Origin of the sequence: Micromonospora sp. Llam0, from assembly GCF_003751085.1 — a bacterium.
GTDB lineage: Bacteria > Actinomycetota > Actinomycetes > Mycobacteriales > Micromonosporaceae > Micromonospora_E.
The window spans coordinates 2,571,903-2,586,488 of record NZ_RJJY01000002.1; the positions used below are offsets into that span (position 1 = coordinate 2,571,903).

Sequence of the window (14,586 nt, forward strand, 5' to 3'; positions counted from 1 at the left end):
GGGTCAGGTTGAGCACCGTGTCCGTACGTGAATTCTCGTACAACCCGAGTGCCATGTTCGCCAGGGTCGAGCGTGGCGAAACGCTCGAGGTCACCCGGCACGGCACCGTGATCGCCGTGCTGCTACCTGGTTCGGCCGCCCTCAGCCGCTACTCGCCGCTGGTCGCGAAGGGCCTGATCAAACTCGCCACGACCACGACGAGCGACTTGGACCAAATCCCGCACTTCGACGTACCAGAGGACGCGTCACCGCTGGACCTGCTGCTCGAAGCCCGTGAGGACGAGGACCGTTGATCTACCTTGACTCCTCGGCTCTCGCCACCCTCGTCTCTGGCCGGTCGTACGCGCCCGAGTTGCGCGAGTACCTTGCCGATCAACCTGCGGCACCGATGGCCACGTCGACCCTCGGGTTCGTCGAGACCGTCCGTACTCTCGACACGATCGGTGACTACCCCGACATAATGTCGGATCTGCTTCGCAACTTCACCGAGATCCTGCTGACCGCCGAGGTCCGGGACGCCGCCGCGCTCGTACCACCAGGTGCGCGGTCCCTGGACGCGATCCACATCGCAAGCGCTCAGGTGCTGGGCGACGCCCTGACGGTCCTGATCAGTTACGACAAGCGGATGCTGGACATCGCCCGCACGATCGGACTACCGACAGCCTGCCCCGGTCTCAGCTAGGTCGCTGGTCGGACTACGGCGTTACGAGCCCAGGCCTGCTCGGCCGCAGCACTTCTTGTACTTGATACCCGACCCGCACCAGCACGGATCGTTACGTGCCGGTGGCCAGACGATGGTGTCCTGGTCGGCGGCCAGCCTGGCGTACCGGGTCTTCACCGCCGAGTCGAGCGGCGACTCACCGATCCGCTCGGCGAACTCGGACAACCCGGCAACCGTGGCCGGCACCACCCGGATCGCCGGCACCCCGCTGTCGGCCAGGCCGCGCCAGCGACGCTCCGCCGCCGGAAAGTACTCCTCATCAGGGTCGACGTACGCATCAGGCCACCGGCGGCGGGCCTCGGCCCGCTCGGCGCGCTGAAACACCAGCAGCCGCAACTGATCAGGTATCCGACCCGACTCGAAGTGCTCACGCGCCTCGTCCAGCGTCGTCGGCAGTCCGGTCGGCTCTGCCATCTGCTGCGCCGGTGCCGCCGGGGCGATCTCGTCGGTGGCATCGGCCGGCAACCCGAGCTGGCGCCGGACCTCGCGCCGGGCCCGGACCATCACCGACGACATCTGCATCCAGCCGTCCGGCCCGCGCAGTGCCTCGAGATCCTCGGGCGTCAGGCGGGCGACGGCCCGGTCGTACCATTCCAGCGCCGCCGGCAGGTCACCGCGTTCGGCCAGCAACTCGGCTACGAGAGTGCACTGCCCTTCACCCAGGTCGGGGTCGCGGGCGAGCCGGGCGAGTTCCGTGTACGCCTCGCTGTCCGCCCCGGCCTCGAACTCGATCCCGGCCAGGTCGCACCGCGCGTAGCAGCCGTCCTCGCCGCCCGCCGCGATCAGCTCGGCCAGCAGCTTGCGTGCCCGGTCGAGCTGGCCGGCCACCCGCCACGCCTCGGCCGCTTCCAGCAGGAGGTCGGCCCGCTCGTCCGGATACTTCTCCGCGTCGGCCTCAAGCGCCGCCGCCCGCGCGGCGGCTTGGTTCGCCGGTTTCGTCGCCACGGCCGGAGACCGTACCCGTTGTGCCCGCCGACGTCACCGCGACACTCCCGTCCGGAGCGCGGCCGGGACGGTGAACCAGATGGTGGTCCCGCCGCCGGGAGTGGTGTCGGCGCCGACCTCGCCGCCGAGCGCCCGTACCGCGTCGGCGACGATCGCCAACCCGAGCCCGCTGCCCTCGGTGGCGCCGCCCGCCGCGCCCGCCCGGTAGAAGCGGTCGAAGACCCGTTCGGCGGCCTCCGGGGTCAGCCCTGGCCCGGTGTCCGACACCGCCACCCGCACCCGGCCGGCGTCGGTGTGCACCGACACCTCGGCGTTCGCTTCGACCGGCGTGTGCGCCCGTACGTTGGCCAGCAGGTTCGCCAGCACCCGCCGCAACGCGTCCGCGTCACCGGCGACGAGCAGATGTGGTGGCGAGTCCAGCGCGATCACCCGCTGCGGTTCGACGGCGAGCGCGTCGGCGACCGCGTCGCGGGCCAGCACCGCGATGTCGACCGGCTCGTCCTGCAACTGCGGCTCGGCGTCCAGCCGGGCCAGAAACAGCAGGTCGGACACCATTGTGGACATCCGGGCGGCCTCGTCGTCGAGCCGGCGCAGCACGTCCGGCCGGCGCTGCTCGTCGACCATGCCGCCGCGCAGCAACTGGGTGTAGCCGCGGATCACGGTGAGCGGGGTGCGCAGCTCGTGCGACGCGTCCGCGACGAACGACCGCATCCGCTGCTCGGAACGCTCCCGCACGGCCAACGCGGCGAGGATCCGGTCCAGCATGCCGTTCACCGCCAGGGTCAGCCGGCCGGCCTCGGTACGCCGTACCCGTCGGGGGTCGTCGGTGATCGGCACCCGGCGGTCCAACTGCCCGCCGGCGATCGCGTCGGCGGTCCGCGCGATGTCGTCCAACGGCCGCATCCGGGCCACGATCAGCATCCGGGCCAGAAACGCCAGCAGTACGGCGACCGCCACCGAGACCAGCACCTCGATGCCGAGCAGCCGCGCCACGGTCTCCCGGACCGGGGCCAGCGGCAGCCCCAGCAGCACCACGCCGGGGCCGGCGTCGACGGTCACCACCCGGTACCCCCCTTCTGGGGTGGTGACGCTGGTCAGCGGGGACCGCCCGCCGGGCGGTGGGGCCGGTGCGGCGTCCAGCAGCGGGGTCGCCGGCACCGGCGCCGTCGACGCGAACCGGGTCAGCTCGCCGTCACCGGTCCGGATCTCCACCAGGAACTCGGTGGGACCGATCACCGCCCGTACCGTCTGGTCCCGCAGGTCCCGCTCGCCGACCCGGGCGATCTGCCGGCTGCCGCTGGCGACCAGCGCGGCGGCGGTGGTGAGCTGCTCGTCGGTCCGGTTCATCAGCTGCTGGCGCAACGCGACCGCGCTGACCACACCGGTGATCAGCAGCGCGGCGCAGGTGAGCGCCACGGTGGCGGCGATCAGCGAGCCGCGCAGCGACCAGCGCGGCGCCCGGCGGGTGCGACCGTGCGGTGCCCGGCGGGTGCGACGCGGCGGCACGGCTCACCCCTGCACGGCGGTACGCAGCGCGTAGCCGAAGCCGCGGTGGGTGACGATCAGTGGCTCACCCAGCGGGTCCAGTTTGCGGCGCAGGTAGCCGATGTAGGTGTCGACGACGTTCGACTCACCTCCGAAGTCGTAGCGCCACACCGCCTCCAGGATCTGGCTGCGGGACAGCACCCGGCCGGAGTTGAGCATCAGGTAGCGCAGCAGTTTGAACTCGGTCGGCGACAACTGGACCGGGGTGCCGGCCCGCTGCACCAGCAGAGTGTCCTCGTCCAACTCCAGGTCGGCGTAGCGCAGCATGGAACCGGCCCGGCCGGCCGTCCCAGCCGGATCGCCCGGCCCGGCGGGACCGTCGCGCCCGGCGGGACCGGAGCCGACCCGGCGCAGCACCGCCCGTACCCGGGCCAGCAGTTCCTCCACCGCGAACGGCTTGGTCAGGTAGTCGTCACCACCGAGGGTGAGCCCGGAGACCAGGTCGCGGCGGGCGTCGCGGGCGGTCAGGAAGACGATGCCGAACCGGTGGCCGCGTTGCCGTAGCCGCCGGCACAGGTCGAAGCCGTCGCCGTCGGGCAGCATCACGTCGAGTACGACGAGGTCCGGTCGCTCCGACTCGGCGAGCTGCTCCGCCTGCGCCACGGTGGTCGCGGAGTCGACGGCGAAGCCGTGGAAGGTGAGCACGGTGACCAGCATGTCGACGATGTTCGGTTGGTCGTCGACGACCAGGATGCGCGCCGATGCGTTGCCCATGTCTGCTGATCAGATCACGCAATCATGGGAGAAGGATGAGAACCGGCGGCACCGGTCAGCCGTGGTCCGTCACAGGCAGCACCAGCAGTAGAGGTGGTCACCGGCGTCGCGGGCTCGTCGGGCGAGACCGGCGATCGCCTCGATCACCGGGACGAGCTCGCCTTCGGGCAGCGGGCCGGAGTGGGCGAACTCGTCGATCCGCCCCCACCGCGCCGACAGCTCCGGCAGCTGGCCGCCGCTGATCGAGGCGAGGGTGTCCCGGGTGGCGTCGTCGAGGCCGAACAACCACGGGCCTTCCTCCTCCGGACTCCAGAGCAGCCGGCTCTGCACCAGGCCGGCCCGCCAGGGCGCATCCCGGACGAAGCTGACGAGCTGGCCGAGAGCGACCGGAGGGTCGATCCACTTGAAGCCGACGGCGTCCACGGCAACGACGCCGGTGCCATGGACGCCGTCGCCGCTGGCAGCGGTGTTGCGGGCGACCGGTCCACCGCCGAGATCGTCCATCAACGCGATCGCCGCGCCGTCGTCGGTGGACCGGAAGTAGTCGTACAGCACACCCATGCCGGTCACCCCACCACATGGATGAATCAGCTACGGGCACGTCGGCGGCGTACAGCTGATGTCGTTGGTGCCCGGCGAGACCACCCCGACGGTACGGATGACGGCCGCCGACGGGGTACGGGCGATCGACGTGGCCGACCGGGCGCTCGCCACCGGGGTGATCCGGCCGGGGCAGGAACCGCCCCGCTGGCCGGGACCCCGGTTCTGGCTGTGGCCGGCGGTGGGTCTGGTCGTCGCGGCGCTGCTGCTGCCGGTCGCGTACCGTGCTGCGGGTGTCCGACGCCGACTTCCTGACCACCACCCGTGACTCCTACGACGCGATCGTCGGCGAGTACGCCGAGGCGGTGAAGACCGAGCTGGACGAGTCGCCGCTGGACCGGGCCATGCTCGGCATGTTCGCCGAGCTGGTGCGCTCGACGGGCAACACCGCGGTCGCCGATGTCGGCTGCGGGCCGGGCCGGGTCACCGTGCTGCTGGCCGGGCACGGGCTGGACGCGTTCGGTGTCGACCTGTCCCCGGGCATGATCGCGCACGCCCGGCAGGCGTATCCGGGGCTGCGGTTCGAGGTCGGTTCGATGCTCGACCTGGACGTTTCGGACGGCGGGCTCGGCGGGCTGCTCGCCTACTTCTCGATCATCCACCTGCCATGGCAGCGGCGGCCGGAGGCGTTCGCCGAGTTCCACCGGGTGCTGGTGCCGGGCGGCTACCTGATGCTGGTCTTCCAGGTCGGCGACGACATCCGGCACCGGGACGAGTTCGAGGGCAAGCCGATCGACCTGCGTTTCCACCGGCAGCGGCCAGCCGAGGTGGCGCGGTTGTTGACCGAGGCAGGCTTCCAGGTCCTGGTGACCGTCGAGCAGACCCCGCCGACCCCGGACCGGCCGCCGCTGGGCATGCTGGTCGCCCGCAGACCCTGACCGGGTGACGCCGGGCCCCGGGGCGTTCGGGGTGTCAATCCCGCCGCGCGAGTACCGCCGCGATTCGTTCGACGGTCAGCGGTTGCGGGACGACGGTCAAGCTGGTCGCGGCTCCGCTGCGGGCCGGCACCGACCCGCAGCGGATCACCAAGGACAGTTTGACCACGGCGGTACGGCAACTGCTCACCCTCGACGACAGCCAGCCGATCGAGGACAGGCACTGGACGTTGATCGACGAACTCGTCCGCTGCTGAACCGCCCTGCGCCGGTACGGGTCACTTCGCGCAGAGCGCGGCGTCGACCAGTGCGGCCCGCTCGGCGGCGACGGACTTGTCCGTCACCGACCCGGTCATCGAGGTGACCGTGAGGGTCGCCGCCCGACCGTCGTCGGTGGCACCGTTGGCGGTCGAGTAGCCCGGGATGTCGCCGCCGTGTCCCCACGCCACCCCGCCACAGCTCAGCGGGGTGCTGAAGAGACCGAGCCCGTACCTCACGTCCGATTGCGGGTGTACGGCGACGGTGGTGCGCATCTCGGCCAGCTGCGCCGGCTTGAGTAGCTTGCCGTCGAGCAGCGCCCGCATGAAGGTATTCAGGTCGGCCGGGGTTGAGATCAGTTGGCCGGCGGCCCACCCCCAGCTCGGGTCCATCCGGGTGAAGTCGAGCAGCTTGCCGGTGGCGTCGTCGAGCTGGTAACCCTGGGGATGCCTGCCCCGGATGCCTTCCTCACCGACCCCGGGCGCGTACGTGTGACGCAGGCCGAGCCGCTCGATGATCCGGGTGGTGACCAGCTCGTTGAACGGGCGGCCGGTGACCCGTTGGGCGATCAGACCGGCCAACAGGTAGTTGGTGTTGCTGTAGGCCCAGGTGCCGGCCGGTCCGCCGTCCATGGCGTTGGCCAGGTCGAGCAGGTCCCGGGGTTCGAGGTAGATGTGCTGGTACGGCGGGATGTCGATCATTTCCTGGAACATCGAGTCGGTGTAGTCGGGCAGTCCGCTGGTGTGCTGCAGCAACTGGCGGACGGTGATCGCGTCAGGATCGACGCCGGGGCTGCGCACCAGGCCCGGCAGGTACGTCTCGACGGACGCGTCGAGGTCCACTGTGCCTTCGTCGACGAGCTGCAGGATGACGACGGAGGCGAACATCTTGCTGGCGCTGCCGATGCGTACCTTGCCGTTCCTCGGCACCTTCGCACCGGTACGCAGGTCGCCGACGCCGGCCGTGTAGTGGCGGGTCCGGCCGCGCTGGTCCCGGACGGCGGCCAGCGCGCCGGGGTGCCGGTCGGAGCCGACGAGTGTCTCGATGCGCTGCGCGATGACGTCGGGGCGTTGCCCGATGGCGTCGGGGCGGGTCTCGGCCTGCGCGGCGGTGACCGGGCCGGCGGCCGCGAGCCCGCCGGCCGCGATCGTGGCGGCCGTCGCGATGGTGACGATCCGGCGGCGGGACGACCGGACGGGCCGGTCCGGTAGGGCGACTGAGGTGGACACGGTACGTGGCTCCTTTGCTCGAAGGTTGGGGGCTGGGCCCCGGCCGGGATGCGCCGAGCATCCCGGCCGGGGCGCGGGGTCACTTACCGGCGCACAGGGCGGCGTCGAACGCGTCCAGGACCTTGAAGACGCCGTCGTTGGTCGCGGCGGTCACCACGAGGGTCACGGCGCGACCGTCGGCGGTGATGGCGGTACGGCTGGAGTATCCGTCGATGTCGCCGCCGTGCCCCCAGGCGATACCGCCGCAGGAGAGTTCGTACCCGTTGGTGCCGAGACCGTAGTGCCACACCAGGTCAGGGAAGGTCTCGCCGCCGGGCAGGAAGGCCTTGCTGTCGCGCATCTCGGCCAGGGTCGCCGGCTTGATCAGCTTCCCGCTCTGCAACGCCACCAGGAACTTGTTGAGGTCACTCGGGGTGGAGATCATCTGGCCGGCCGCCCAGGAGATGGAGGGGTCCACCTGGGTGGTGTCGACCCACTTCTCCGTCTGAGGGTCCGGCAGGTAGCCCTTGGCGTGCGGCCGGCGGATGGTCTTGTCACCGACACTCGGCCAGTACGTCTCGTGCAGTCGGGCCGGCTTCAGGATCTTGTTGGTGATCACTTCGGCCAGCGGGCGACCGGTGACCTTCTGCACCAGCAGACCGGCAACGATGTAGTTGGCGTTGCGGTACTGCACCTCCCCGCCGGGGGCCGGGGCGTGCGCCGGCTGGGAGAACGCCGAGTCGAGCATGTCACGCGGTTCGTAGTACCGCTCGCCCCACACGGAGACGTCCGGCAGTTCGTACTCGGGCAGGCCGCTGGTCATGCTCAGCAGGTGGCGGACGGTGATGGTGTGTCCGTCGAAGCCCTCGCCACGGACCAGCCCCGGCAGGTACGTCTCGATCGGCTCGTCCAGTTTGACCTTGCCTTCGTCGACGAGCTGCAGGACGGCGACCGAGGTGTACATCTTGGTGTTGCTCGCGATCCGCACGTACCCGTCGGTGGGCACCTTCGCCCGGGTACGGGGGTCGTTGACGCCGGCGGTGTAGTTGGTGACGCGACCCCTGCTGTCCCGTACCGAGACCAGCGCCCCGGGCGCGACGCCGTCCTTGACCAGCGCGTCGATGCTGGTCTGGATGGAGTCCTTCTTCGGGCGGTGGGCCTGCGCGGCGTCGGCGTACTGGATGCCGATGCCGGCGAACCCGACCAGTGCGACGAGCGCGAGTGCGGCGGCGCTGCGGCGACCGAACCCGAACCGCTTGCGCGGCGTCGTGGTGTGTTGCGGTGACATGGAACCTCCTGGTGAGTGTTCGGACCGGGCGCACGGTGCGCCGATCCACGGAGCCGACGGCGATTCGTCGGAGCCTGCGGTGGACTGGCTTACGGTCATTCCTTGACGCCGATGCTGTTGACCGGTGGCGTCCGAAGGAGTGCGCTGATGGGGGCGATGGTGGTGACCAGCGCGAGCAGCGTGGTACCGCCGATGATCGAGACCCAGCCGAGCGGCGGGACGTAGGGGACCAGCTGTCCGGTCATCATCCGGACCACCGAGACCAGGGTGACGGCGGCGATGGCGCCGCCGATGAGCAGCGACGTGCCGAGCAGGCCGACCTGTTCGGCGTGCACCATCCGCTTGACCTGGCGGGTCGTGACGCCGACCAGCCGCAGCAGGGCCAGTTCACGGCCCCGGGTCAGCGCCGCCATGATCATGGTGTTTGCGGCGGCGAGGGCGGCGTAGCCGACCATGACCCCGATGACCAGCTTGTTCATCCAGGCGCTGAGCGCCAGGTCGGTGGCGAGCTGGGCGCCGACGGCCCCGGTGTCGATCAGGCCGCTGCCCGGGTACCGCTCGACCAGGCCGGCGAGCCCGGCGACGGCCTCGGCGTCGCCCGGTTCGGTGCGGATCAGGATCTCGTCGTCGAGGTTGGTCGGGGTGTGGCCGTCGACCGTCTCCCGGTGGAGGGTGACGTCGCCGAAGGCGAGGCCGCGTTCGTAGATGGCGACCAGCCGCAACGTCACCGGGGTGCCGTCGCCGAGCCAGATCTCGACCTGGTCGCCGAGATCCGCTCCCAGGGTGGCTGCCTGCAGGTTGGACAGTGCCACGGTGTCGCCGCGCAGGTCGGTGAGGCTGCCCTCGGTGACCGACAGGTCCATGGTCCGGTCGGCCCCGTCGGGGTCGATCGCCTGGGCGCCGAACGGTTCGGCGCCGCCCATCACCGGCAGGATCACCGAGGTACGCCGGACCGGTGTGGCCGCGACGACGCCGGGGATCTCGCGGGCGTCCGCTGCGGCGCTCGCCGGCAGCCCGACCGCCGACATCAGCGTGTGCTGGGCCAGCGTGCCGTCGCGGGTCTGGGCGATGGCCTGCCGGTCCAGGTTGTCCTGCAGGAACCAGATCGAGCCGCCGAAGCCGACCGACAGCACCAGCGCGGTCAGCACGGTCGCCATACCCTGCGCGTTCGCCCGCAGGTTGGCCGCCGCCAGGTAGCCACTGTCGCCCCACACCGCGCGCAGCACCGGGCCGAGCACCTGTGCGGCGTACCGGTTGATCCACGGCGCGAGCAGGGCGGCGGTGAGCACGAAGACGAACAGCATGCCGAGCGCCGCGCTGAGTCCGGCCTGGCCACGCAGGGCGGTGGTGAACATGGTCAGGGCGAATCCGCCGCCGAGTGCGACCAGACCGGCGAAGAGCCGGACAAGGCTGCTGCGGGGAGGCTCCACGGCGATCTCACCGAGCGCCTCGGTCGGCCGGATCCGCACCGTACGGCGGGCCGCGATCAGCGCCGCCGACACCGCCACCAGCACGGTCGCCACGCTGACCGCCACCGCGGTGAGCACCCCGCCGTCGAACGGGAAGCCGTGCGGGATGAAGCCCCGGTCCATCAGCTGCCGGTGCACCCAGTCGGTCGCCCACAGCCCGGCGGGGATGCCGAGCAGCACCGCGACGATGGCGAGCTGCGCGACCTCGGCGACGACCAGCAGCCGTACCTGTCCCGGGGTCGCCGCGACGGCACGCAGCAGGGCCAGGTCGCGGCGGCGGTGGCGGACCGCCAGGCCGATCGTTCCGGCGACGACGAACATGACGAGCCCGGCGACGTAGCCACCGAGTACGGAACCGAGTTGGATCAGCATGTCGGCTGCCATGAGCGCCTCGGACTGTTCGAGTCCGGCCCGTTCGGTGCCGGTGTGGACCGTCGCGCCGGATTCGGCGGCCAGCCGACCGACCTCGGCCGTCACGGCGGCGGAGTCCGCGCCGCTAACCAGGACGATCCCGATCAGTCCGGCCCGGTCCGGGCTGCTGCTGAGCGCTGCGGCGCGGTCGTCGGTGAAGAACAGCGCGGGCGGTTGGTCACCGGCGGCGGTACGGTCCACGATGCCGCTGATCCGGTACTGCTGCACCGAGCCGGCGGCGAGGACCGGAACCTGGTCGCCGGGCCGCAGCTGGTCGCCGGCCGCCGAGGCGAGCCGCACGTCGATGGCGACCTCGTCGGTGGTGTCCGGCTGGTCGCCGTCGACGATCCGGTACGGGGTGAGCGCGGCGCTGCTCCACCCGTGCCCGACCGCCCCCTGTGCCGCCGGCTGACCTGGCGCGGCGGATTCGATCGGCACGACCGCCTGGATCGACCGGTCGGCGGCGGCCACCGCCACGCCGGGCAGCTGACCGATGCGCTCGGCCAGGGCGACCGGCACGCTTCCGCCGGTGGGCAGGTCCACGGTGACCGTGGACGTCTCACCGAACTCGGTGGTCTCGATGGTCATGTCGCGGTCCGCGACCAGGATGTCGGCGGCGCCGTACCGCTGCGGTTCGGGCGTGAACCGCATGCCGGACTCGACCATCACGCCCATCGACATGAGGATCATGACGCCGCAGGTGAGGGCGACGAGGGTGGCGACCGCACTGCCGATGCGGTGGCGCAGCATCCGAAGGGCGAGCTTCAGCATGGCTCAGCTCTCCTGGGTGACGAGCTGGCGGCGGCCGAGCCACGCCAACTGTTCGGCGATCTGCTCCGCACCCGGCTGGGGCATGTCCCGCACGATCCGACCGTCGGCGAGGACCATCACCCGGTCGGCGTACGAGGCCGCCACCGGGTCGTGGGTCACCATGATCACCGTCTGCTGCGCGTCGTCGACCACCGACCGCAGCAGGGCCAGCACCTCCGACGCGGTCTGGGTGTCCAGCGCGCCGGTCGGCTCGTCACAGAAGATCACCTCGGGGCGCATGGCCAGCGCCCGGGCGATCGCCACCCGCTGCTGCTGCCCGCCGGACAACTCGGCCGGGCGGTGGTGCAGCCGGTCGCCCAGCCCGACCCGCTCGACCACCTGGCGCAGCCAGGCGGCGTCCGGGCGGGACCCGGACAGCCGCAGCGGCAGGTGGATGTTCTCCTCGACGGTCAGCGCGCCGATCAGGTTGAACGCCTGGAAGACGAAGCCGATCCGGCTGCGACGGAGCTTGGTCAGCTTCGTCTCCGACAGCCGCGACAGTTCCTGGTCGCCGATGAACACCTGCCCGGAGGAGGGCCGGTCCAGACCGGCCGCGGTCTGCAGCAGGGTGCTCTTACCGGAACCGGACGGCCCCATCACCGCCGTGAACGTGCCGCGGTGGAAATCCGCGTCGACGCCGGCGAGCGCGGTGACCGCCTGCGGTCCGGAACCATACGTACGGGCGAGCTGTATCACGCGGACCGCCGGGTCGGCGGGGCGTCCAACGCGGACGGACATCTGAACCACTCTCCATGTCGTCAGAGGACGATGACATGGAGAACGCTATGGTCAGACGGACTTTCAAACGATCCAGCGTACTGGCCGACCGGGGTACAGCAGGCTGTACTAGCTACGCCGCTGAGCGTCTTCGAGGTAGCGCAGGACCGCCGTCACCCGCCGGTCCGCGCGGTCGTCCGGGGCGAGTCCGAGCTTGGCGAAGATGCTGCGGATGTGCTTGTGGACGGCCCCGTCGGTGACGAACAGCCGCTGCGCGATCGCCGTGTTGCCGAGTCCTTCGGCCATCAGGGCGAGCACGTCGCGTTCGCGGGCGCTGAGCCGGCTCAGGTCGCTGTCGGGACGACTGCGGGCGAACAGCTGCCCGACCACCTCCGGGTCGATCGCCGTACCACCGTCGGCGACCCGGTGCAGCGCGGCGAGGAACTCCTCGACCCGGCCGACCCGCTCCTTGAGCAGGTAGCCGAGCCGGACCGCGCCGCCGGCGAGCAGGTCGGTGGCGAAGGCCTGCTCGACGTACGCCGACAGGACCAGCACCGCGAGGTCGGGTCGACGGCGCCGGGCCTCGACGGCGGCGACGATGCCCTCGTTGGTGTGCGTGGGCGGCATCCGGACGTCGACGATCGCCACGTCCGGCCGGAACTCGTCCACGGCGGCCAGGAAGGTCGTCGGCGAGTCGGTGGTGGCGACCACGTCCAGCCCTTCGGCCCGCAGCAGCAGCGCCAGACCCTCCCGCAGCAGGGCGTCGTCCTCGGCGATCACGATCCGCACGGCAGCTCCACGAGTAGTGTCGTCGGCCCACCGGGTGGGCTGGTCAGGGCGAACCGGCCGTCGTGTGCCCGTACCCGTCGGCGGATGCCGCCGATCCCCGAGCCGCCGCCCTCGTCGGCGCCGCCCCGGCCGTCGTCGACGACCGACACGTGCAGCCGGTCGCCGCTGCGGTGCACGGTGACCGACGCCGAGGCGGCACCGCTGTGCCGGGCGACGTTGGTCAGCGCCTCCGCGACCACGAAGTATGCCGTCGCCTCGACCGAAGCGGCGCACCGGCCCGGGACGTCGACCTGCACCGTGCACGACACCCCGCAGCCGGCGGCCAGGCCGTCGAGCGCGGCGGCGAGCCCACGGTCGTCGAGCACCGGCGGCAGGATCGAGCGGACCACGGTACGCAGCTCCGCGAGGGCCAGTTCGGCGGAGTCGTGCGCGCGGTCCAGGATCTCCACCGCCCGCGCCGGATCCCGGGCCATCGCCCGCCGCGCGGCACCCAGCAGTACGGTGACCGCGACCAGCCGGTTCTGCGCCCCGTCGTGCAGGGACCGCTCGATGCGGCGCAGTTCGACGGCGTGCGCGTCCAGCGCGGCCGCCCGGGTGGCGGTCAGCTCGGCGATCCGCATCGACGTGTCGACGTCGCGGGGCGGGGCCAGCAACCATCGCCCCGGCAGCGCCTGCAGCCGGGCCATCGTCGGGCCGAGCGCCACGGTCGCGGCGAGCCAGCCGATCCCGATCAGCCCCACCAGCAGCGCGTCGGGGAAGCCGTCGATCCGCCGGTCGATGAAACCCGGGCCGCCGGCCTCCGGCGGCAGCACCCAGTAGTACAACGGGAACAGCAGGTTCTGCACGGCGGAGATCGGCAGCGACAGCCCGAGTACACCCAGCCCGAACCCGACGGTGCCGTGCGCGGCCACGAACGCGGCCTCGCGCCGTACCCACGGATCGTGCAGGACGCCGCGCAGGCCGGCGGGAGCCGCCGGCGGCAGCGGCAGGTCGCGGTCCCATCGCGACAGTCGGGCCCGTTCCCGGTTGGCGGCCAGCCGCACCGCCTTCGCCGCCGACGGGACCATCGCCAGGCCGATGCCGACCACGCTGGCGAGCGCGACGAGGAGCAGGAGCAGTACGGCCGCCAGCGCCAGGATCGACGTGCCGAGGCCGCTGACGAGGTGCTCGATGGCGTCGACGGACATTCGTACGCGGCGACGGACGTACCGTCGCAGTGTGCGCCCACGACCCGGCCCCGCCGCCCGAGCGGCGACCGAACGCCCGACGGTGTCTCTGCGCGGCATCGGCGTACCTCCCCGGCCACAGACGATAGGCGACAGGCGTCGGATCCAGTGCTGTGCCGCCCAGGAAGTACAGCCTGCTGTACCAGGCGTCTCAGCTCGCCGCCGCCGACGGCGACGCCGGTGTACGGACGGCCGGCTGCGCTTCGCCCAGTGCCGTCCGGCGTATGCCGTAGCTGAGCAGGTAGCCGATCATCCAGAACTCGCCGACCGACGCCGGATAGGCCATCGCGTCGACGAGGACCTGCGCGTCGCGGGCGAGGTACGAGACGAACGGGCTGAGCACGTACCCGACGCCGCCGACCATGAGGATCCAGCCCAGGGCGCGGGGCATCCAGCCTGAGCGCAGCACACACCAGCCCATCGGGATGAGCCACAGGCCGAAGAACAGTGCGCCCACGGTCCACATGTTGGCGCTGACCAGGTACAGGAGCTGGACGGTGGCCGCCGCGTCGCCGACCGGGTCCACTGAGACTCCGATCGCGGTGCCCAACATCGCCGCACTGACGAGGACCGCGATCGCGTTGACCAGGCCGAAGGCGGCGATAGCGCTGGCGGCGAGGGAGCTCACGGTGCGGAACAGGCGGTGGAACCAGACGGCGGTGAGGACCTGGGTGACGACGATGGCCAGCTCCAGGGCGACGCCCGCGCGGGCGAGCGCACCGTGCGTGACCAGGTTGGCCAGCGTCGCATCAGGGTCGTCGGCCACGAAGAGCTGCGCGCGGACGATGAGAAAGCCGAGTACGCCGGTGATGGCGATGCCGAGGTAGAAGAGCCCGGTCATCCGGGCGGTACGGGTCAGCGCGTGCATCGTCGTCGCTCCTTCGATCTGACGAGGGGTCCGGAGGGGTCGTGCGCTCCGCTGCGTGCTCCGCGTGCGGTCCGCTGTGTGCTTTCGGCGTGCTTTCGGCGTGCTTCGGCGTGCGCGACAAAGCCGGCCGCGCGGGGGTTGC

At 71.6% G+C, this 14,586-nt stretch carries 15 protein-coding genes; 4 read left to right on the top strand and 11 right to left on the bottom strand.

Features of this window, described 5'->3' with window-relative positions:
• Positions 1–17 precede the first annotated feature (17 nt).
• Positions 18–293 carry a type II toxin-antitoxin system Phd/YefM family antitoxin gene (locus EDC02_RS38970; RefSeq protein WP_233606673.1) on the top strand — a complete coding sequence of 92 codons (276 nt, stop codon included), beginning with the start codon at positions 18–20 and terminating at the stop codon, positions 291–293.
• The gene (locus tag EDC02_RS38975; protein WP_123607056.1) at positions 290–682 is read left to right on the top strand and encodes a type II toxin-antitoxin system VapC family toxin; all 393 of its coding nucleotides are present in this window, start codon (positions 290–292) and stop codon (positions 680–682) included. Before EDC02_RS38970 ends, EDC02_RS38975 begins: the two co-directional genes overlap by 4 nt.
• Positions 683–703: 21 nt before the next feature.
• Here the strand turns inward: EDC02_RS38975 and EDC02_RS38980 are convergent, their stop codons facing one another.
• From EDC02_RS38980 to EDC02_RS38995, 4 genes are all read right to left on the bottom strand, one after another.
• Entirely contained in the window at positions 704–1,666 is a 963-nt protein-coding gene (locus tag EDC02_RS38980; protein ID WP_123607057.1) for an SEC-C metal-binding domain-containing protein, read from the bottom strand.
• A gap of 33 nt (positions 1,667–1,699) precedes the next feature.
• The gene (locus tag EDC02_RS38985; RefSeq protein ID WP_123607058.1) at positions 1,700–3,172 is read right to left on the bottom strand and encodes a cell wall metabolism sensor histidine kinase WalK; all 1,473 of its coding nucleotides are present in this window, start codon (positions 3,170–3,172) and stop codon (positions 1,700–1,702) included.
• A 3-nt stretch (positions 3,173–3,175) separates the two neighbouring features.
• Positions 3,176–3,925 (bottom strand): response regulator transcription factor, encoded by a 750-nt coding sequence (locus EDC02_RS38990; RefSeq protein WP_123607059.1) that lies wholly within the window; start codon positions 3,923–3,925, stop codon positions 3,176–3,178.
• 69 nt (positions 3,926–3,994) lie between these two features.
• On the bottom strand, positions 3,995–4,486 hold the full coding sequence (locus EDC02_RS38995) for a hypothetical protein (RefSeq protein ID WP_148083825.1): 492 nt from the start codon (positions 4,484–4,486) through the stop codon (positions 3,995–3,997).
• A 58-nt stretch (positions 4,487–4,544) separates the two neighbouring features.
• Here EDC02_RS38995 and EDC02_RS39985 point away from each other — a divergent pair, with 58 nt between their 5' ends.
• The gene (locus tag EDC02_RS39985; protein WP_148083826.1) at positions 4,545–4,793 is read left to right on the top strand and encodes a hypothetical protein; all 249 of its coding nucleotides are present in this window, start codon (positions 4,545–4,547) and stop codon (positions 4,791–4,793) included.
• Positions 4,759–5,403 (top strand): class I SAM-dependent methyltransferase, encoded by a 645-nt coding sequence (locus EDC02_RS39000; protein ID WP_123607489.1) that lies wholly within the window; start codon positions 4,759–4,761, stop codon positions 5,401–5,403. Before EDC02_RS39985 ends, EDC02_RS39000 begins: the two co-directional genes overlap by 35 nt.
• Before the next feature lie 275 nt (positions 5,404–5,678).
• Here the strand turns inward: EDC02_RS39000 and EDC02_RS39005 are convergent, their stop codons facing one another.
• The 7 genes from EDC02_RS39005 to EDC02_RS39035 all read right to left on the bottom strand — a co-directional run bounded on the left by EDC02_RS39005 (position 5,679) and on the right by EDC02_RS39035 (position 14,444).
• Positions 5,679–6,887 (bottom strand): serine hydrolase, encoded by a 1,209-nt coding sequence (locus EDC02_RS39005; protein ID WP_123607061.1) that lies wholly within the window; start codon positions 6,885–6,887, stop codon positions 5,679–5,681.
• A 79-nt stretch (positions 6,888–6,966) separates the two neighbouring features.
• Entirely contained in the window at positions 6,967–8,154 is a 1,188-nt protein-coding gene (locus EDC02_RS39010; RefSeq protein WP_123607062.1) for a serine hydrolase, read from the bottom strand.
• A 95-nt stretch (positions 8,155–8,249) separates the two neighbouring features.
• Positions 8,250–10,805 carry an FtsX-like permease family protein gene (locus tag EDC02_RS39015; protein WP_123607063.1) on the bottom strand — a complete coding sequence of 852 codons (2,556 nt, stop codon included), beginning with the start codon at positions 10,803–10,805 and terminating at the stop codon, positions 8,250–8,252.
• Between the two features lie 3 nt (positions 10,806–10,808).
• On the bottom strand, positions 10,809–11,582 hold the full coding sequence (locus EDC02_RS39020) for an ABC transporter ATP-binding protein (RefSeq protein ID WP_123607064.1): 774 nt from the start codon (positions 11,580–11,582) through the stop codon (positions 10,809–10,811).
• Between the two features lie 108 nt (positions 11,583–11,690).
• Positions 11,691–12,350 carry a response regulator transcription factor gene (locus EDC02_RS39025; protein WP_123607065.1) on the bottom strand — a complete coding sequence of 220 codons (660 nt, stop codon included), beginning with the start codon at positions 12,348–12,350 and terminating at the stop codon, positions 11,691–11,693.
• Positions 12,338–13,636 carry a sensor histidine kinase gene (locus EDC02_RS39030; protein ID WP_123607066.1) on the bottom strand — a complete coding sequence of 433 codons (1,299 nt, stop codon included), beginning with the start codon at positions 13,634–13,636 and terminating at the stop codon, positions 12,338–12,340. The genes EDC02_RS39025 and EDC02_RS39030 overlap by 13 nt, the downstream gene beginning before the upstream one ends.
• 91 nt (positions 13,637–13,727) lie before the next feature.
• Positions 13,728–14,444, bottom strand: coding sequence for a DUF4386 domain-containing protein (locus tag EDC02_RS39035; protein ID WP_123607067.1), 717 nt, complete (start codon positions 14,442–14,444; stop codon positions 13,728–13,730).
• Positions 14,445–14,586: the final 142 nt, after the last annotated feature.